Source organism: Shewanella sp. LC6 (assembly GCF_006385735.2).
In the GTDB taxonomy this organism is placed as follows: Bacteria; Pseudomonadota; Gammaproteobacteria; order Enterobacterales; family Shewanellaceae; genus Shewanella; species Shewanella xiamenensis.
On record NZ_CP043902.1, the window covers coordinates 4,502,727 to 4,522,355 of the forward strand.

General features: G+C 47.1%; 19 protein-coding genes and 2 pseudogenes. 8 read left to right on the forward strand and 13 right to left on the reverse strand.

Annotation, left to right across the window (positions count from 1 at the left end; translation table 11 throughout):
- Positions 1-23 precede the first annotated feature (23 nt).
- From FJD32_RS20165 to FJD32_RS20185, 5 genes are all read right to left on the reverse strand, one after another.
- Positions 24-1,328 carry an efflux RND transporter periplasmic adaptor subunit gene (locus tag FJD32_RS20165; protein ID WP_088586197.1) on the reverse strand — a complete coding sequence of 435 codons (1,305 nt, stop codon included), beginning with the start codon at positions 1,326-1,328 and terminating at the stop codon, positions 24-26.
- Entirely contained in the window at positions 1,328-2,680 is a 1,353-nt protein-coding gene (locus tag FJD32_RS20170; protein WP_037428692.1) for a TolC family protein, read from the reverse strand. The genes FJD32_RS20165 and FJD32_RS20170 overlap by 1 nt, the downstream gene beginning before the upstream one ends.
- 222 nt (positions 2,681-2,902) lie before the next feature.
- Positions 2,903-3,352, reverse strand: coding sequence for a hypothetical protein (locus tag FJD32_RS20175; RefSeq protein ID WP_037428715.1), 450 nt, complete (start codon positions 3,350-3,352; stop codon positions 2,903-2,905).
- Between the two features lie 163 nt (positions 3,353-3,515).
- Positions 3,516-3,719 carry a DUF3012 domain-containing protein gene (locus FJD32_RS20180; protein WP_037428695.1) on the reverse strand — a complete coding sequence of 68 codons (204 nt, stop codon included), beginning with the start codon at positions 3,717-3,719 and terminating at the stop codon, positions 3,516-3,518.
- Positions 3,720-3,755: 36 nt separating this feature from the next.
- Entirely contained in the window at positions 3,756-4,121 is a 366-nt protein-coding gene (locus tag FJD32_RS20185) for an STAS/SEC14 domain-containing protein (protein ID WP_023268861.1), read from the reverse strand.
- A 149-nt stretch (positions 4,122-4,270) separates the two neighbouring features.
- Here FJD32_RS20185 and arfB point away from each other — a divergent pair, with 149 nt between their 5' ends.
- From arfB to FJD32_RS20205, 4 genes are all read left to right on the forward strand, one after another.
- The gene (arfB, locus tag FJD32_RS20190; protein ID WP_037428698.1) at positions 4,271-4,684 is read left to right on the forward strand and encodes an alternative ribosome rescue aminoacyl-tRNA hydrolase ArfB; all 414 of its coding nucleotides are present in this window, start codon (positions 4,271-4,273) and stop codon (positions 4,682-4,684) included.
- A 101-nt stretch (positions 4,685-4,785) separates the two neighbouring features.
- Positions 4,786-5,220: a type II 3-dehydroquinate dehydratase gene (gene aroQ / locus FJD32_RS20195; protein WP_037428701.1), complete on the forward strand. Its 435-nt coding sequence runs from the start codon at positions 4,786-4,788 to the stop codon at positions 5,218-5,220.
- 34 nt (positions 5,221-5,254) lie between these two features.
- The gene (gene accB, locus FJD32_RS20200) at positions 5,255-5,710 is read left to right on the forward strand and encodes an acetyl-CoA carboxylase biotin carboxyl carrier protein (protein WP_037428704.1); all 456 of its coding nucleotides are present in this window, start codon (positions 5,255-5,257) and stop codon (positions 5,708-5,710) included.
- Positions 5,711-5,737: 27 nt separating this feature from the next.
- A complete protein-coding gene (locus FJD32_RS20205; protein ID WP_037428707.1) occupies positions 5,738-6,415 on the forward strand; it encodes an SDR family NAD(P)-dependent oxidoreductase in 678 nt (225 codons plus the stop codon).
- 50 nt (positions 6,416-6,465) lie between these two features.
- On the opposite strand, the gene FJD32_RS20210 is transcribed toward FJD32_RS20205, so the two are convergent.
- Both FJD32_RS20210 and FJD32_RS20215 read right to left on the reverse strand, forming a co-directional pair.
- On the reverse strand, positions 6,466-7,683 hold the full coding sequence (locus FJD32_RS20210) for an MFS transporter (RefSeq protein ID WP_088586198.1): 1,218 nt from the start codon (positions 7,681-7,683) through the stop codon (positions 6,466-6,468).
- A gap of 95 nt (positions 7,684-7,778) precedes the next feature.
- Positions 7,779-8,537, reverse strand: a complete 759-nt coding sequence (locus FJD32_RS20215; protein ID WP_037427320.1) for a hypothetical protein — start codon at positions 8,535-8,537, stop codon at positions 7,779-7,781.
- A gap of 158 nt (positions 8,538-8,695) precedes the next feature.
- Here FJD32_RS20215 and ubiD point away from each other — a divergent pair, with 158 nt between their 5' ends.
- Together ubiD and fre are read left to right on the forward strand one after the other, a co-directional pair.
- A complete protein-coding gene (ubiD, locus tag FJD32_RS20220; RefSeq protein ID WP_037427322.1) occupies positions 8,696-10,177 on the forward strand; it encodes a 4-hydroxy-3-polyprenylbenzoate decarboxylase in 1,482 nt (493 codons plus the stop codon).
- Positions 10,178-10,278: 101 nt separating this feature from the next.
- Positions 10,279-10,977, forward strand: coding sequence for an NAD(P)H-flavin reductase (gene fre / locus FJD32_RS20225; protein ID WP_037427324.1), 699 nt, complete (start codon positions 10,279-10,281; stop codon positions 10,975-10,977).
- 236 nt (positions 10,978-11,213) lie between these two features.
- On the opposite strand, the gene FJD32_RS20230 is transcribed toward fre, so the two are convergent.
- The gene (locus FJD32_RS20230; RefSeq protein WP_037427326.1) at positions 11,214-12,395 is read right to left on the reverse strand and encodes a permease; all 1,182 of its coding nucleotides are present in this window, start codon (positions 12,393-12,395) and stop codon (positions 11,214-11,216) included.
- A 225-nt stretch (positions 12,396-12,620) separates the two neighbouring features.
- Here FJD32_RS20230 and FJD32_RS20235 point away from each other — a divergent pair, with 225 nt between their 5' ends.
- On the forward strand, positions 12,621-12,932 hold the full coding sequence (locus FJD32_RS20235; RefSeq protein WP_037414026.1) for a metalloregulator ArsR/SmtB family transcription factor: 312 nt from the start codon (positions 12,621-12,623) through the stop codon (positions 12,930-12,932).
- Positions 12,933-13,215: 283 nt separating this feature from the next.
- Here FJD32_RS20235 and FJD32_RS20240 read toward each other — a convergent pair whose 3' ends face one another.
- A complete protein-coding gene (locus FJD32_RS20240) occupies positions 13,216-13,878 on the reverse strand; it encodes a DUF3313 domain-containing protein (RefSeq protein ID WP_037413939.1) in 663 nt (220 codons plus the stop codon).
- 581 nt (positions 13,879-14,459) lie between these two features.
- Here FJD32_RS20240 and FJD32_RS20245 point away from each other — a divergent pair.
- The gene (locus FJD32_RS20245; protein WP_240199975.1) at positions 14,460-15,905 is read left to right on the forward strand and encodes a P-loop NTPase fold protein; all 1,446 of its coding nucleotides are present in this window, start codon (positions 14,460-14,462) and stop codon (positions 15,903-15,905) included.
- Here FJD32_RS20245 and FJD32_RS20250 read toward each other — a convergent pair.
- The 4 genes and pseudogenes from FJD32_RS20250 to FJD32_RS20265 all read right to left on the reverse strand — a co-directional run.
- Positions 15,880-16,152 (reverse strand): annotated as a pseudogene (locus FJD32_RS20250) (ISAs1 family transposase); the annotation flags it as partial. The gene FJD32_RS20245 and the pseudogene FJD32_RS20250 sit on opposite strands and share 26 nt — an antisense overlap.
- A 13-nt stretch (positions 16,153-16,165) precedes the next feature.
- Complete coding sequence (locus tag FJD32_RS20255; RefSeq protein WP_088585327.1) at positions 16,166-17,065, reverse strand: IS982 family transposase; 900 nt, start codon at positions 17,063-17,065, stop codon at positions 16,166-16,168.
- A gap of 95 nt (positions 17,066-17,160) precedes the next feature.
- Positions 17,161-17,997, reverse strand: a pseudogene (locus tag FJD32_RS20260) (ISAs1 family transposase); the annotation flags it as partial.
- Positions 17,998-18,917: 920 nt separating this feature from the next.
- Positions 18,918-19,547 (reverse strand): flavin reductase family protein, encoded by a 630-nt coding sequence (locus tag FJD32_RS20265; protein ID WP_055648679.1) that lies wholly within the window; start codon positions 19,545-19,547, stop codon positions 18,918-18,920.
- Positions 19,548-19,629 lie beyond the last annotated feature (82 nt).

The following is a 19,629-nucleotide window of genomic DNA, read 5'->3' on the forward strand; positions in this document are numbered from 1 at the left end:
AGGCACAGTGATAGGCATCGCGATTAGTGGGCATGAATATCAAAACCAGCTTTCGCCTGCTCCGATGCCAAGAAAAATGCCCCTGCAACTACCACCTTTAATTGTGCCTGCCGTGCTTTATCCAGCTCACTGCCACGCACTAAACTCAAGCTGCGCTGACGCTGCACCAGCTCCACCTCAATGGCTTCAAAACCATCCTCATCCTGAATAAAAATCTGCCAATCGCCATCACTGCTACGGGTTAACGCTGCATCGGGTAATACAATTCCCGATGAAATACCTGACCCGCTACTCGCCGCAGCCATGTTTTGAGAGGCATCGGCAAAGTACAGCTCGGCAAATTGCCCAGCGTGCAACACATGATCAGGATTAGGCATACTGACTAACACTTGCTCAGTACGTGTCACGCTATCCAGCTCGTGGGAGCGGCCGATAATCTTACCTGCTAAGGTTTTATCTCCCACTTGGATCAGCGCTGGGGCACCCACCTTCACATTGACTGCCTGGGCAGGCGTTAGCTGAGCCTCAACCCAAAGGTGCGACTCATCGGTCAACTGCATTAATGGCGTGCCTGCGCTAAACACTTGGCCTAGCATGGCGATATCTTGCTGCACACGGCCGTCGATAGGCGCCAACAGTTGATAGCTACCGATAGCTTCAGGGGTCGACTCTAAGGTACGAATTTGCTCAGGGGTCATTTTTATCGCCTCTAAAATCGCCCGTTTCAGTTCGGCATCGACTTGAGCCTGCATTCTGCGACTCACACTCACAGCGCCTTCACTCATGCGCTTGACTCGACTCCATTCAGCAGCGGCATTAATGTAGTCCGCCTGTGCCTGCGCAACGGCTGCGCCACCCAAGGTAAGTAAAGGCTCACCTTTTTTCACCTCTTGGCCTGGTACCACATGGCGCGCTTGTACGCGAACATCGAGCTGTGGCGCTAAGGTCGCGGTTCTATCACGGTCAACCACTAAAGAAGCCGTTGCTCGAACATCGAGGTTTAAATTGGCAAGACTTAAGCTATCGCTGCTCAAGGGTAACAAACGAATTCCCGCCAGCTCCAACTGTGCCGGCGTAAAGGTTAACGCTTGCTCGCTATGGTCATCCGGTGCTTGCTCGGCAGCAGTACTCTTCGCTGCGTTGTTAACTTGTTTTTCGCCAGCATGATCATGGCCGTCACCAGCAAATGCTGACGTTGGCGTAATCAAGGTTAACGAGGTGAGCATCAGTGCCAACGCTAAACGTGATGGCGTAAACACCGATATGAAACCTGCTGCAGACACATTGGCGAAAGAGTGAAAAACAGATTTAGGAAAAGTTGAATTCATTAGTGTGACCTCACGATTGACTTGGCTGGCACGGCGTTAGTGGGAGAAGTGGCTGTTAACGAATCGATAAAGGGCAGCAGTTGACCGCTGTCCCCCATCCAGGTTAACCAGCTCTGATAAATCGCCGTTTCGAGGTTTAAACCGACCAAATAACTGGCCGCAAGTTGTCGCCGACTCTGTAAATACTCACTGGTGCTCACATCGCCCGAGCGCCACTGTTCACTTAAGGATTTAGCGGCTTTACTCCCCGAGGCTGCGACTCGCTCACGCCAATCTTGGTAACGAGCCAGTAAACGGGGTAAGGCATTGTTAAATTGCGCCTGTTTAGCAGTAAGCACTCGCTCACGGGCTAAGTAGGACTGCTCTGCGATAGCGATGCCCTTATCTGCAACCGACTGTAACTCACTGTAGTTATTACGAACCTGCAAGGGGATAGCCACACCGACGCCAAACTTGTTGTCAGAGCCTTCCCGTTCGAGACCAAGGTTGATGGTGGGATCCGCCGCTGTATCAGCCTTAACCTTCATGGCATTGGCCTTTGCCAATAACACCTGCTGATGGGCACTGGTCAATGCGGGTAATTCCGCTCTCGGGGCAATCATCGACACAAATTGGCCAATATCAGAGATGAACTCCCTAAACTTGAGCTTATCAACCCCAAGTAACTCAATCACTTTACCTTCGGCGACTAAGGCCGCTTGTTCGGCTAGAGCATAGTCGGCGGTATTGCTTGCCAGTTCGAGTTTAAGCAGTTGCAACTCAACATCAGACAAATCTCCCGCGGCAAAGCGCTGCTCGGCAATATTGAGCTGTGCCTGAGTAAATCTTAATTGCTGCTCTGCAAAAGTAAGCGCCTTGTGGCTTTGCGACTGCTCGGCCAGCGCTAATAGACGCTCGGCCAACATCTGACTGCGTTCTAACTGTATATCCGCTAACAGGATCTGCGCCTCAAGCTGGGCAAGGCGGGTTGCTACGCCACGCTTATCGCCCCAATCGATGGTTTGGCTCAGCCCTAGGCTGTAGGTATCTGTGTCGGCATTTTGATAATTGAGTCCAAGTTCAGGGTTATAGACGGCGCGATCCGCCGCGGCAATCACCAGCTCCGCCTGTTGCTGCCGAGCAATTTGCGCCTGCACCTCTGGCAACTGGTTAATTTGCTTGAGTAACTCTGGTAACCACTGATTCAGCGAGGTTTGAGTTTCTTGGGTTAAAAGTTCACCTTGCGCTACTGCATCTAGCTCTTTGACGTCTAGGCTTGAGCTTGCTGCAACAGCGTAATTCACCTGTCCACCAACGAGCACTAGCGTACTCAACAGGCCAAACAAGGTCTGGGCGATAATGGTTTTCTTCATCGCAATTCCTAACAATATCTAAATAGGATTGGCCCTACGCCATCGACGTGCGGATACCAATCGAATGCTCCCCAGAGGCAAAATGTCGAATAAGCTCAAAGCGCTAGCGCGAGCCAAACACGTTCGAGGTTAATAAAACCTTTGCTTTGGGGATAAATTAAGGGCTTATTGCGGCGCGCCCGAACAATAGATACGCAACCAGAAATAAGCAGATATTGAGGGTTAAGCGATGGGTGGGCGGTACTTAGGTAATTGATCTGGAGGGAAATAGGCTAAATCCGTTGGCATGTAAGCCGTTTCGAATGCCGTTAGGGTTTGGCTTTCAAAATGAGATAGTAACGCCACATGGCCGCCATGGCATTGGCAATCAAGGCAAAGGTCAAAGTTTTGAATTTCAGTGGTTTGCACTAAATGAGAGTGGCTACTAGCACTGGCAGTCGATACGCCCGCATTGAATGCGGCTTCACCAAACTGCTCGGTGCTGAATCCGGGAGTCTGCTCATTGGGGCACACACAATCCACACATTGAGCTAAGGTGGTCACAGGAGCACTAAATTGTAGGTGGGGATGATTCTCGGCTTCTTCTACGCCATTGCCCGCATGTAACTGATGGGCACCCAAATTCGCGCCCGCAAATTGCAGCACGATAATGGCTATCAGTAGGGTCACCATTCGGCTAAAGAATGGCTTAGCGGTCGAAATCAAATATCACCTTTGGACGATTTAGTCATAATTCAGCAATAGCTTGTGCAAACTTAAGACAGGGATTTTAAGCATAAGTTCACAGCTTGCAAGGATTAATCTGTCAAGCTGTGACACTATTCGCTTGAAAAACTTACTTAAACACGCAGTGTTTGGCGTAATCGGCCGCTTCGTTCGCAGTCCAATCACCTTTAGGTTTTTCCTTCATTTGTTTACACCAAGCATCACTACCTACCTCTGGCGCACAGGCACTTAAGCCTGCGGTAAAGGCCAACACTAGGGCGATAGCGCCTAATTTAGCGGTCGGTTTGGCAGTCATAGTTTTCAACAAAGACATAGTTAATTCCCTATAAGTTATACCCACCATGGGTCATTAAAAAGTTGAACGTTTAGCGATCCACGCAATGGCTTTGGCTTTCTGCTCCAAGGGGAACCAAGCCACTTCGCCCTGCATAAAGGGGCCGAGTAAGCGCACAGCGTTACCCACCCAATCTGGGCCGCCAACAAATACTAAAGCTTCAAAATTAGGAAGTTGGACTTCACCACTGCCCGTTAGCGACTCAAATTCCCAACCTTCAAGTAAGACGTCCGCCTCAATATACAGGCAAACCTGTCCCCAATCCTTGCGGTAACTCTTAATGGCCGGCTGTAAGCGGGTACGATAATCGGTTGAAGAGAGTCGACCACTGGCGAAAAGACTGATAACACCCTTAGCAATATCGGGGATTTGGCATAACATAAAGGCACTCCGAAACGAGAACACTATTTTGCGAACGGGCAACCACGCCTGCCCTGCAAGAATGCGCCCGATGATAACAAATCTATTGAAAAGCCATAAGCAGTTATTGCTCGCTTCTCAAAGCAATTGGACAAAACCCTAAGTCTGCCATGATAAAAATCTCAAACCGTGTGGAACTTCCGGAAAATGAAATCGAGTGGCAATTTATCCGCTCAAGCGGCGCTGGCGGGCAGAATGTCAATAAAGTCTCCACCGCCGCCCAATTGATTTTTGATATCAGAAACTCGTCATTACCCGAGTTTTATCAGCAGCACCTGCTGCAAAAAGCCGATCATCGGATTACCGCCAGCGGCAAAATCATTATCAAATGTCAGGCGAGCCGCAGCCAAGAGGCGAATCGGCAAACCGCATTGGAACAATTTATCGCCCTAGTTGCCAGCGTGGCCGAAGTGCCCAAAAAACGTATCCCCACCCGTGCGACCAAAAGCAGCCAAACCAAACGCTTAGACACCAAAAAACAACGTGGTGCCACTAAGGCTATGCGCCAGATTAAGTTGGATTAACCCAGCTTGCACAGTAACGATATTCATAATGCAAAATCCGCCCGAACAGGTTAAGTTAATGGCATTCAACCCGTTAAGGCATGTCGTAAAAGGAAAGCGTAATGAATCATAAAGTTCTGCTCATCAATGGCCCCAATTTAAACCTCCTTGGCCGCCGCGAACCCAGTGTTTACGGTCATCAAACCTTAGCCGATATCGTTGCCATTTTGAGTGAACAAGCTCAAGCAGCAGGTGTTGAACTTGAGCATATTCAATCGAATGCCGAATTTGAACTGATCAACGCGATCCATGCTACCGATGCGCAGATGATTATTATCAACCCCGCAGCCTTTACCCACACCAGTGTGGCCCTGCGTGACGCACTGCTCGGGGTGGATATTCCCTTCTTTGAAGTGCATTTATCCAATGTCCATGCCCGCGAGCCATTCCGCCACCACTCCTATTTGTCCGATAAGGCCATTGGGGTGATTTGTGGTTTCGGCGCCCAGGGCTATGAGTTTGCCCTCGCGGCGGCGATTAAGAGATTGAAGGCATAAACGCGATTAGCGTGAGTACAGGGAGCCACAAGCCATGGCGGTTGACCTTCGAAAGATCAAAAAACTGATTGAATTAGTGCAGGAATCTGGGATTGCAGAACTGGCGATTACCGAAGGGGAAGAGTCCATTCGCATCACCCGCTACGGCCCACATACAGTAAGCACACTCGAAGGCGCGCATAATCCTCCGCCTTCCACTGCATCGAGCCCAAAGCCTGCCAAAACCCGTGACGCCTTACCTGTGATTGAAGGTTTTGTGCAAGTATCGCCCATGGTGGGCACCTTCCATACCTCGCAAGGCCAAACCGAGGCGCCCTTGGTGCGCATCGGTCAACGGGTGGCTCGCGGCGACACGCTTTGCATTATCGAAGCCATGCGAATGCAAAATCCCATCGAGGCCGAGCGTGACGGTATAGTCGGCGCTATTTGGGTGAAAGACGGAGATGAGGTCGCCTTCGACCAGCCGCTGTTCACTCTGATCGAAACTTAGACTTCGAAATAGAATTTAGAGGTAAAGATGATACTGATTACTGGCGCAAGCAGTGGCTTAGGCGCAGCATTAGCCGCCCTGTATGCCAAGGATAACCAAGCACTTACACTGACGGGACGCGATGCCAACCGTCTTCATACTGTGGCTAATGCCCTCAGCCCATTTTCGAATCAAAGCATTAGCGCCATCAGTGCCAATTTAGCAGACGAAGCGAGTGTCGAAGCGCTATTCGATGGCCTTACCGATGCCCCCGATACGGTTATCCACTGCGCTGGCAGTGGTTACTTTGGCGCACTGGAAACCCAAGGTGCGAGCGAAATCCAAGCGCTGCTGAATAACAATGTCACCTCAACGATTCTGCTGGTGCGTGAATTGGTGAAACGCTATAAGCAGCAAGCGGTTAAGGTGGTGATCGTTATGTCCACCGCCGCCCTCGCCGCCAAAGCGGGTGAATCGACCTACTGCGCCGCCAAGTGGGCGGTGCGGGGCTTTATCGAATCGGTACGTTTGGAGCTCAAGCAAAGTCCGATGAAGTTGATAGCAGTTTATCCCGGCGGTATGGATACCGGCTTTTGGCCAAGCAGTGGTAAGAGTCTAGATACCTCAAGCTTTATGTCCGCCGATGAGGCCGCAGGCATGCTAAAACAAGCGCTACTCGCTACTGAGCACGGTTATATCGCCGATATCACCATTCAAAGAAGTTAAGAGTTAACCGATAGGCGGCGCAGATATAGAGCTGCGCCGTCATGGTCAGCTTAATCAATGCAGTTTGCAGTACAAAGATTGTCAGCGCGGCGGCTCTCTCTGTGGGTTAACCACCACATGACTAAACCGCCGAGGGATAAAAGTGCTGCGGCATAGCCAGTCGCGGCAATACCTTGGCCAGATAAGATCACTAAGCTGCCAACCCAAGGGCCAATGGCATTAGCAAGGTTAAAGGCACATTGTACTAAAGCGCCCGTCATGGCTTGCCCATCGGGGGCCACATCCATTAATCGCGCCTGCACTATGGTTGCCAGACCAATCCCCGAACCCACAAAGAATACAATTGGCATTAATGCCCAATAAGATCCCGTCAAACTTGGATACAACGCCAACACTAAGGTGCTTAACACCAGCGACCAAAATGCCGCCGCCAGCGCCGACTTATCCGCCGCCCAGCCACAGACTAAAGTGCCTAAGGTGGCACCAATCCCAAAGACCGCCATCATCACCGGGATTTTAAAGGGCTCGACTTGGGTGACTTGGATCAGTGTCTCGGCCAGATAGGTATACACACAGAAAATCCCGCCAAAACCGATAGCCGCAATGCCGAGCGTGAGCCAAACTTCACGGTTCTTAAGGGTTTGCAGCTCTTTTTTAGGGCTGGCATTTTGCGGTACGGCGACATTCGGCGCGAGAAAATACAGCATCACGGCGGTAACGGCGGCAATAATCGCCACTATGCCGATACCTGAGCGCCAACCGACGGTTTGCCCCATCCAAGTCGCAAAGGGCACGCCAACGATAGTGGCTAAGGTTAAGCCGATAATCACCCGAGAAACCGCTCGAGCCTTCATCTCTGGCGGCACTAAGGAAGCCGCCAGTAACATAGCGACACCAAAATATGCACCATGGGGCAAGCCACTTAAAAAGCGGAAAAACACTAACCAATTCAAGCTGGGCGCCAAGGCACTTAAACCATTAGCAACCGCCATCATGGCGGCCAAGGCGATTAACAGCGTGCGCCGCTTAATCCTCACCCCCAGCACCATAATGATGGGCGATCCCACCACCACCCCAAGGGCATAGGCACTGATGGCATAACTCACATGGGCGACATCGACACTTAAATCGCTGGCGATATAAGGCACTAAGGTCATGGCGGCAAATTCTGTGGTGCCTAGGGCAAAAGTGCCTAATGCCAAGGCTAACAACACCCAAAGCGCGCTGCTTTGGGCTGGGGGTTGAGAGTTGGGTTGAACTGCTTGCAAACGATTTCTCCGCGATTCTGTAAAACGACAACTGGCTAAGAAAAAAACAGGAGCCCACTCGGGGCTCCAGTTATAGAAGCGTTGATAAAAAAGGATTACTTAACTAACTGTTCTTGATAGGTTTGGCTATTCCAATCAAAGGCATAAAGCGTGCCTTGCCATTCATATAAGGTACGGCCATCTTGCTGCACTATTCTGGCATTGCTCGGCAGGCTAGATACACTGCGCGCCGCCCGCGCCCGGGGAACTGCGGCAGTTGGCTCCGCTGAGACTGTTGAAGCTCTCGCCGTCGAGGCCGCCGACATTACAGTTGCGCTATTGGTTGGCATATTCGACACCATCCGACCTTCGCTCGGCGAATATTGCATGCTGGTGGTAACACGCACAGGCGCAGAAATGGCCACTGGCGTATCATCATAGCCCGTCGGGATCGACAAACCGATGCCCGAATAAGGCGAATGCCAGTAACGCTCGCGATTCCAACGCCAGTCGTCATTCCATATCCCATCATTCCAGCCATAGCCAAGGTTCCAGCCCGTCGCTAAGCCAACTCCTAAACCCAATCCCCAAGGATAATAGGGACGGTAATATGGGCGATAGTAACGATGGCTATCACTATGTTTATGATGCTTTTTATAGTGATTATCTTGGCGCCCATAACTCTCGCTATAGCGATCATTTGTGCCTCGATCCCCCGCAATCGCCCAATCTGGCGCGGCAAGACCACCGATCAACAAGGCGCCGAGTAAAGACAAAGCCAAGCCTGTTTTATGCCAAGGCTCCGCGTGCTTACTTAAGCAAACCGATTGATGTTTAAGGCATTTATCTTTAGCAAGGAATGAATAGAATCTCATATAAACCTCGATATACCGGGCGTTGGTCAAATAAACACCGACCTAGGACAAGTATTTTACGCTTCCAAAGCTGGAAGATCACTGAATAGGTTAACCCTAAAACAGAAAAATGCTATAGTGCGCGCCACACGGATTTCCACTGCAGAGGCTATTTCCACATGAGTTTTAAGGATTTACGCAGCTTTATCGATCATCTGGAAGCCAATGGCGAACTCAAACGCATTAGCTACCCCGTTGATCCTCATTTAGAAATGACAGAGATCGCCGATCGCGTTCTGCGTGCCAAAGGCCCTGCACTTCTGTTCGAAAATCCAACCAATCATTCCATGCCAGTGCTGGCTAACCTCTTTGGTACTCCAAAACGTGTCGCCATGGCGCTGGGTAAAGACGACCCGTTAGCGCTGCGCGAAGTCGGTGAGCTATTAGCGTTTTTAAAAGAACCTGAGCCACCACGCGGCTTTAAAGACGCGATTTCAAAAATCCCTATGTTCAAGCAAGCCTTGAATATGCCGCCCAAGACGGTGCGTAATCCCGCCTGTCAGCAAGTGGTAAAAACTGGCGATGAAGTCGATTTAACCCAGTTACCGATTCAGCATTGTTGGCCGGGCGATGTCGCGCCACTGGTCACTTGGGGCTTAACCATTACTAAAGGCCCGCGTAAGAATCGCCAAAACCTTGGGATCTATCGCCAACAATTGCTAGGTAAGAATAAACTCATTATGCGCTGGCTATCCCACCGTGGTGGCGCGCTTGATTTTGCTGATTTTAAAGAGCAATTCCCCGGTGAGCGTTACCCTGTAGTTGTAGCCTTAGGCTCAGATCCAGTGACTATTTTAGGCGCGGTAACCCCAGTACCTGATGCGATGAGCGAATACGCCTTTGCGGGATTGTTGCGCGGTGAACGCACCGAAGTCTGCAAAGCCTTAAGCTGCGATTTAGAAGTGCCCGCCAGCAGCGAGATTATCCTTGAAGGCTATATCGATCCTGACGAAATGGCCGAAGAAGGCCCCTACGGCGACCACACGGGTTACTACAACGAGACGGATAAATTCCCCGTCTTTACTGTGACCCATATTACTCACCGTAAAGATCCGATTTACCACAGCACCTACACTGGCCGTCCACCGGATGAACCCGCCATGTTAGGCGTGGCACTCAACGAAGTGTTTGTGCCGATTTTGCGTAAGCAATATCCTGAAATTATTGATTTTTATCTGCCTCCTGAAGGTTGTTCTTACCGGATGGCGGTGATCTCGATTCGCAAACAATACCCCGGCCATGCGAAACGGGTGATGATGGGCGCGTGGTCCTTCCTGCGCCAGTTTATGTATACCAAATTTATTGTGGTGGTCGATGACGATGTGAATTGCCGCGACTGGAACGATGTGATTTGGGCCATTACCACCCGTATGGACCCGAAACGCGACACCGTGATGATCGATAATACCCCTATCGATTACCTCGACTTTGCCTCTCCCGTAGCGGGCCTCGGCTCCAAAATGGGTCTCGATGCCACCAATAAGTGGGAAGGCGAAACCACCCGCGAATGGGGTACGCCGATTGTGATGGACCCTAAGGTTAAGCAAAAGATCGACTCAATCTGGGATGAGTTAGGCATAGACGACAGCCCAACCCTATAATTCAGCTTAAGCACGACGTACCCACTTAAGCCAAGAGAATTGGCCGCGAATGGCCTTAATGTGACACCTCTAACTAGATAAAAAGGTGCAAAGGAAGTTTGATGAAAACCATACGTTGTAAGATAGAGAAAGTAACCCCCTTTAACGACGCCGTATATCAGGTGTGGTTAAAGCCTGATACCCCCTTGGAGTTTCAAGCGGGACAATACCTGTGTGTTGTGATGGGTGAAAAAGATAAACGTCCCTTCTCTATCGCGTCCGCCCCTAATGCCGAAGTGATTGAGCTTCATATTGGTGCGGCCGTCAGCGAAAGTTATCCAATGCAAGTAGTTGAAAGATTGCGTAATAACACGCATATCGACATCGAAGCGCCAGGTGGCGACGCTCACCTACGCCACGACAGCCTGCGCCCACGTTTATTGATCGCCGGTGGCACAGGCTTCTCTTACATCAAGAGTATTGTCGAGCAACAAATCGCCCTCGGCCAACAGGTCGAAACAACCTTGTATTGGGGTTGCCGCACCCAAGATGCGATGTACTACGAAAGCATCGCCCGCGCATGGCACGACGCTCACCCTTGGTTGCATTTTGTGCCCGTTATTGAAGAGGCCCCAGCAAACTGGCAAGGCAAAACCGCCAATCTGCTCGCGCAAATCAAACAGGATTTTATTAGCCTCAATGGCTATGACATCTATATCGCAGGTCGTTTCGATATGGTCGGTGCCGCCCGCGAAATCTTCCGCGAAATGGGTGTTGAAGAAGCCCATCTCTACGGCGATGCCTTCGCGTTTATCAAATAACGCATTGATTAGCTTGGCAGGATAACCTTTGCCAACCTAGGCTCAAACAATAAACCCCAGTGAAAACTGGGGTTTTGCTTTTAGGTTTGATCGCTTTTTTAACCGACTCACGAACGAGAGTCCTTGTCGAACAACGCCCATATCTAACGACTTGGTTACTCCCCAAGCCTCTCCATTCGCACCACTTAAAGACACATCAAAAGCGTATTAGGTTTACTGTGGATAGAAGGCTTAATTTAAAAGACTAAACCATAAAGAAATCCTGATGCGATAGCCATACCTAAAATAACGCCGAGAAAGGCAGCAATCATTTGATTTTTAAAGATTGCTTTTAACAAAATCACTTCAGTGATACTCGCGCCAGCACTGCCGATGATAAATGCCATCACAGAGCCCATTGCCATACCTTTTTGAACTAATGCCGCAGTGAGAGGGATGACGGCTTCGGCACGAATATAAAGGGGAATGCCAATAACCGCAGCAACAGGAATGGCATACCAAGTGGCCTCGCCGGCATAGTTCACGATAAATTCAGTGGGAATAAAGCCATAGATAAATGAGCCGAGTAACACCCCGACAAAAAGATAGGGTAATACATGCTTAAAGTCCTTCCACGTGGTGCGCCAAACCCGCAATGAACGACTCACAATATCGAGTTTAGGCGGTACAGTCGGGATATCAGCACCAGGAGTAACCGACGCCGATGTTGTCCCACAGCAGGAAGATGCTAACGGTGCAGGCTTGGTTTCGCAGCAGGAAGATGCTAACGGTGCAGGTTTGGTTTCACAGCAGGAAGATAGTGCTGAAGTAGGCTTAACATCAGCATAAAGGAACATCTTAGGTGAAGACTTTACATCACTACACAGGGATACAATCGGCGCTAATTTAGTGGTTTCAACGCATGAAGATAAGGCTGGTGCTGCTTTTGTATCGCAGCAACTTGAGTGCTCTACATTTTCTTGACCATAAGCCTCTTTACGCACATATCGTTCGAATCCTAGTTTTTCAAGGGTATAGCCCGCAATGACCGATACTCCCATTGCCATGACAAAGTAAAATACCGCGACTTTCACTCCGAAAGTGACCACGAATAATCCCACAATGATAGGGTTTAGTAATGGGCTAGCAAATAGAAACACCATCATAGGACCAAAGCCAGCACGAGCCCTGAGTAAACCTTTTAAGAATGGGATCGTTGAGCAAGAGCAAAATGGCGTAATAGATCCAAGTAAAGCAGCAATCAAATATCCTTTGCCATTACGCGAACTCAAAATGGATTGCACTTTTTGAGGGGTAACAAACTCTTGAAGCATACCAACGAGATAGCTAATCACAAGGAATAACAAGGTTAACTCAAGCGCAAGAAACGCAAACATATTTACCGTTTCTTTTAGCATAGTGATGAGCTGTGGATTCATTTCTACCCTTAAAACATTTCGAATTTTCTAGAATAATAGTTATGATAACGACAATTTTCAACACTAAATTTCCATAAATGCAGAAATATAGTGTGAACACAGTATCAACAACAGATAAAGTTCATACTCATTGGGGATGGCAGTGCTTTTTGAAGCCGCTTAAAGATAGATAATTCTGGTATTATCGAATAAATTGATGGCATGAACGAAAACAACAGTATCAATATGAATATTGAAAATGCAGCTAAAGTATTGAAAGAACTCGGACATCCTACTCGTCTTGCCCTGTTCAGGATATTGGTTAAGGGTGGCTACGAAGGCGTTGCCGTGGGGCAACTACAAGAAGAGTTGCAGATCCCGGGTTCTACACTCTCGCATCATATTAGCGCCTTAGTATCAGCGGGGATTATCTCGCAGCGACGTGAAGGAAGAGTATTGTACTGCGTACCCGATTATCAATTATTACAAGGACTCGTACATTTTTTACAGGATCAATGTTGCAGTGCCCAGCGCCCTAAAATAGAGGAAGAGGCATAAACACACCTTCATACTGCTACTTGCTAATCTCCGAAGTGTCTTGCACAAGCATTAAACAAGGACGTTTTATGCTCCGCAATACGCTGGCTCGCCTTACCCAGCAACCTAACGCTCAATATCTGTGAGCATCACTAAAGGCAGGTTATCCACTGCATGCTTTTTTTGTTGTCACGGCTCGAGTATTATCCTATCGATAAAATATAAACCCCAGTTTTTACTGGGGTTTATATTAATTGATCAACAACGACAAGTATCACTGATGGCTAGGAATAGACTTGTACGCTTATTTTCCCAAATTATCAGCTAACTGTTTAGCGCGACTCGCAGCCCACTGGTCAATCATCTTTTCCAGCTCGCTTGCACTAATTGGGGTATCTTTTTGGGTAGTGTCTTCACTCTCGCGAGCATCTAAAACTCGCACTAATAACTTACCGCTTTGTGAGTCGAGCAATTGCGACATGCTGCCAACCTTGAGCAAGTAAGGCTCCATACCTATTGCCTCTTTTGTCACATCAATGGCAATCTTCGCGGGTAATAGATCGCGTAATTTAAGCTCTGGTCGAGTTAAATCGAAATTTGTCACCGCAGCCTGAACTCTAATCACGCCTGGGCCCGACTCAGTCGCAATCTTGACTCCATTTTTCGTCAATTCATTTTTAAACTTCGTATGATAATAACGGCCAATCTCATTCTGCTCATTAGCCGTTAATAGATACCACTGGCCATTCTCTTGACGAATAAACTGTAATGGATCGAGCAACACTTGATTGTACTGGCGCAGATCTACACCCTGCTCCTTATAAATACGCTGATTGGGATTAGTTTCACTCGTTTTGAACGCATCAAAGGGCACAACTTGAAACCCACTCATCGCCCTTTCCTTTACCGAGCATCCACCCATCCCCAGTAAGACCGTCGCCATGGCAATCATTACCACTTTTTTCATATTTGCTCCTGCACTGATTAATAATTTGTTTTTAGGATGAACACCGCGATAAGCGGGCCTTCTCCTAGGTAGTATTCCAACCAACAGCCTTCCACAGTGGACACGACAAGGCAGCCCGTATCGACGACTCAAACAGTGACAACAGAACTCACTTTATCTTACTGATAGAATAGTAATAACCTAGATTTTAGCGATTAGAAAGTCGTGGAAGCATTTATCTGTAAACTAGGTATGTGCCATAGCGCTAACACAACATCTTTCATATGAAATAATACCCAACACAACATTTCACTAAAGAAGATTGCAGATATACCGTTTTTCGCAGTAGGGTTGTTTTAAATGCAGCAGGACCAGTACCTGCGGCATCCCGAGGGGAAGGTGAACTTCTGTGATCTCGGCATTGGCCCTCAATCTCAAAAGAGTTGTGCAAGTCCGATATTTCTTTGAACGAAACCATTTTAATATATGCGCGAAATTTAATATCAAAGAGTATCAATCAACTACCCAAAAATATATTTTGCAGCCTGTTATAAATAGTCATAAACTCCGAACTTATTAAATAATAACACTCGGATAATTAAATGGTTAAGCAAGTTATCTTGGATTGGACTCAAGGAAAAATTATTGATGATGAATTCTTTCCAGAAGATAAGCTAGGAAGAGAAAAGTACGCTACTTTTCTAACTAAACTGCTAGCCTCTCAAGGTTATGATGACCAGAGAACTGATGGTGACAAAAAACGGAATTATGTGCTTAATCTCAATGCTGAGTGGGGTGCAGGCAAAACCTACTTTCTCAAACGCTGGTCCGAAGACCTAAAAGAGCATTATCCTGTCGTATATGTAGATGCATGGAAAAAGGACTACTCAGATGACCCTTTGATGACAGTCATTTCATCCATTATTGACCAATTAAGAAAGCAAGCAGGAAAAGATAAAGATTCTCCAGAATTCAAAGCTCCTCGTAAGTTGATCGGCTTATTAAAGGCAGCGGCCCCTGGTATTGGTCGAGGATTATTTAAGCGATATGTCGGCATAGATCCTGTCGAAATTATGAATGCAGATGACGATAATGAAAATATTGGTCACATCAAGGGGGAAAATGGCCAAGATCTATTAGATACGAATAGTAACCCAATTGATATGAGCTTTGCCGCTTCAGAAGCGGTTAAGTATCTAATTGATGAACATGATGCAAAATCCAAAGCGATTGATAGCCTTAAAAAAAGTGTATCTGAATGGGTTGGAGCTGTTGTAGGCCATAAACAAAATAGCTATCCCGCTTTCATTTTTATTGATGAACTAGACCGTTGCAGGCCTAGCTATGCTGTTGAAATGCTAGAAACCATTAAACATATTTTTGATATTGAAGGGGTTGTATTTGTCGTTGCAACAGACACAGAGCAGCTTCAGCATGCCGTTAAAGCGGTATACGGCGAGGGTTTTGACGCCAAAATTTACCTAGGCCGCTTTTTCAATAGTCGTTATAGCCTCAAGTCACCTAATTTAGAAAATTTTTTAGACGTACACAGCGATGCCAACAAGCTTTCAGAGGATTATTTAAAGAGAGTCAACATTGAAATATTCCCTCCTAATATTGATGCTAAAATAACACTTAAAAATATATCAATTGTTCTTGAGGCCTTTAATGCCTCTCCGCGCACAGCAATTCAAATCACAGATAGAATACTGGCGACCATATCAAACATGCCCAGAGGTTCCAAGCTCGATATATTGATGTTGACGACTTTGCTTTGTATTAAAGAAAAGGACAATAAACTTTTTGAAGAAATCGTAAATGGCAAGTTTGAAAAAGTTATCCAGAAAGGTGATGGTACTAAAACTATCTATTTAGCTGAGTGGATAGAAAGTTACATACCAACAAGTTCTCATAACCGCCTTATTGAAATGAACTTCGACCCACAGCAATATGCGGATAATCTGTTTACATATGGTTCACATCGTCAGTCGATCAGGGCGGGATTAAGCTTTGTTAAATCTCTTAACCAAAGAAAATCTCGCTCCTAAAATCACCATTCCATGCTGCCTTTCTTATTTTGGTAGGTTTACTGGCTTTTAGCGGATGCTGCCCTAAAAGATTCAGCACGATACGCCGAAATAGCGCCATCTTCTTCGCGTTTTCACGGTCACCAATCCTTGAACAGTCTTCCCTAAAGGTGACGTCAAGCACCCAGTGTTGCTGGTTCTCGATGTGCCAATGCTGACGCACCGCTTTGGCTGCAAGTTCGATGTCCAGAGGTAAAGAACTTAAGTAACCTCAGATCTGGTTAAGCCAGCACTAAATTAGAGCTATCTAACAGTTCAAGCTCCTGAGCTGTTAGATTTAACGATGGCTTTTCTTCTTTTAAACAATATGCAATCAATCCACCAAGTAGATTGAGCATGAACCCATGCTCGCTGCGGTGTCTTGAGTGTTCAATATAGGAAATGTTCTTCAATTGGTCATTCACTGTTTCAATGATGAATCGCTTTTTTAAGATTGCTCTATCCCATAGAGAAATAAACTTTTTCTTCATGTTCTTACGAACTGTGGTGATTAACTCAACGCCCTTTTCCAAAAGCTCACCTGTTAGGGCTTGGCTAATATAGCCTTTATCACCATAAAGCTTACCAAAAAGAGACTCAGCCATTTCACTGACAGGTTGCCTGTCATCGACATTACCTTTCGTCAGTTTTAACGCTACAATTTCACCCAAGTGATTGATAATAAGATGCAGTTTAAATCCAAACGACCAGCCCATAGTTCCCTTTCCATGTTCGGCAATGCCTTCAAAAACCTTATTTCGCTTCGCTCGAATAATATGACAGACTTCAATTTTAGTGGAGTCGACAAACTGAATTCCCGTTGGCTTTCCAAGCTTTGAAGTCAGATAGCTACACATAGGGACAACGACGCTAGGCATTAATGCAAGGAAACGAGTGTAGCTCAACAACTCTGGAAAATAGGGTTTTAGCTGGCGACAAACATAGTGCAGATAATAATTTTTGAAATCTCGGTAATGTGATTGATGGAAATGAATGATAATGGTCATCACTTCTGCGGGAGAAAGGCGACAAGGTCTATTACGCTTCATTTCACCATTATCAAGCAATAAGCGTTGCCAATGTGGGATAAATAACTGACAGAAATCATCGACATCACAGTAAGTTTCAACTAGTTTGTTCATGCTCGTTCCTTTTTCTAATCACTCTTGGTCGAATGATCGGATCAGGGAACGAGCATTTAGTTCCTTTTGGGAGCTAAATTCTTATCCGAAGCTCAGGTTAAGTAATAATCCGTATTAATGGTTGTAACACCTTTATGTTTTCGTTGACGCTCAACGGCAATTAGCGACTTGGCTGACGGCCACTTTTTCGCGAGCGCCTGTGGCAGCGTTGCTGGGACTTGAAACGTCGTGCGACGCTCCTTACGGCCATGCCCCTTGTCATCCTCTTCGATACTTAACATGTCAACGCCGTTGTTATCCCAGTGGGGTTGAAACTGCACCTCTATGGCCTGCCTAAGTAGAGGTTGGTTACCTTTGACCTGAACAACATAGTCGCCTTTAGCTTTGATGATTTGTTGAAGCGTTTCCCGCTGGCAGTGAAGTGCATCAAAGGTTACAACAGCGTCTTTAATGTCTAACATGTGCAACAGCGCTTGAACCGTTGCTATTTCGTTACCTTTGGTCTGTGTATCTTGCTGATAGAGCACAATTCCTTGTTCGGTATCAAAGGCCGAAACGAGGTGTAGCGCATTTTTAGCGCCATTTTGATTAACAGCACCACGCAACGTTTTGCCGTCGATAGCGATCAATGGCTTGGATGATGTTTCTCTTAAGCTATTTGCCCAACGAAAGAGCGTCAAAACAAGGATTTCGGTATCGATGACTTTAATAATCCGGGCAATGGAATGCCGAGTCGGGATCCCTTTGTCAAAATCTCGATGTTTACGCAACCAAGATAGATTCTCTTTGCCGAATTCTTCGATAGCTTGCCAGCCATCACAACCTGAAGCGATTGCGGCTAAAACAAGAAAAATAATATCAACTAAATCATGGTCTAGGTTGATGTGAGAGCGAGGGTCTTCGATGAGTTTCAAGTGTTCAAACAGTGACATTGGGAATTGGCCGTTAGCATAACATGCAGGCTCTGATCCTGCTTAAGCCTAAAAGTTTCCGTCAGTTAACAAAGTATGATCCCGCCCTGGTCAGTCGATGAATATACCTTATCACTCAGGCTCATATAGTTTTAATTTACTTGAATACCTGAAAGAAATTTTCTCTTCTCACTTTGGCTCAACAACTAGACATCTTTCTGTTTTTTTTATAAACGATACGTCCCGACATACAGAAAGAGAAGACACTCCGTTACAGAAATCTTGTAGGGCCCTTATTGAGAAAAGTCGTAGTTCTAAATACGATGATAATCTATTCCAAACGTCAGCTATTCTGTGGGCTAATTTTCTCTATATTAGAAATCAGTTCGAAGATATCGGTATGGATGAATATAAAGACTTTGTCGAGTTGGCATCCCCTCTTGATTGGATGGGTCGAGAGGATCTAACAGAAAAAAGATAGGACTGGCATAACTCTTTGGAGATGAACAATACACCAAGGTTACAGAAGTTCACCTTCCCCTGCGAAGTTGCTGAAGGGCGTTGAAGAAAATCGCGTAACGCAGACAGGAAGTCTGCGTAGCTTTCGGGGAAGGGGCGAATGAAAATCAGTGATTTTCGAGCTTATGAGCGAGAGGCAGGGACTGCCGAACTGGAGTGCTTTACAGGGATGTAAAGCGGACCCATCGGAAGCGTTAGCGATTTTCGAATAAGCACGAAGCCACTAATCAATGCATGTAACTTCGCTAGGGGCGTCTTGGAGCATCCAAGGAGGATAGGACGAGCAGTCCTCCTTGGTCGGGTGTGGGGTGAAGCCCCACGACTTTGACTTAGATTTTGATTTAAAAAGTTAACAGTTAAACTAATGCCTAAAACTCAAATGAAGTTTGAACACCCACAGCCCTGCGGCACCAGAGCAACCCTTACACCTGAGGTCTATGCAAATCAAACCTTAATTCTTCCGAAATCCCATAGTAGGCGGATGGGCCGCCGGCGCGCAGTACGGGTTCGGCGAGGGCGGTTTGATACACCCCTTCACTATCGAGTAAATGCTTGGCGATATGTACGGCAACCACTTCACCTAAGACTAGCCAAGTATCAATCTTGTCGCCATTGGCGGCAGTTAATTGAATACATTGAGAAAGCTTACACTCAAAATTCACTGGGCTTTCGGCCACCAGCTCGGCTTGAACGATAGTGCCAGCCTTTGGGGTGAGTCCGGCAAAGGCAAACTCGTCCTCCCCACGGGGTAACATGGCGGAAGTTTGATTCATTTTCTCGGCAAGGCTGCGGGTAGTGAGGTTCCACACAAACTCCCCTGTCTCGACGATATTAGCAACACTGTCTTTCCAGCCCGTACTAGCGAAGCCAATGATCGGTGGTTTGTAGTTGAAACAATTAAAAAAACTATAGGGCGCGAGATTACGCTGCCCCTGTGCATTGCGGGAGGAGATCCAACCTATGGGCCTGGGGGCTATAATGGCATTTAAGGGATCGTGCGATAACCCATGTCCCTTACTCGGCTCGTAAAAATAGCGGTTTTCTACACTCATGCCTCATCCCTTAATCACAATGTAAATACTCAAGCATCATCTTACAGGACTTCGGCGAACCGCTAAATATTCTAATAGCTGA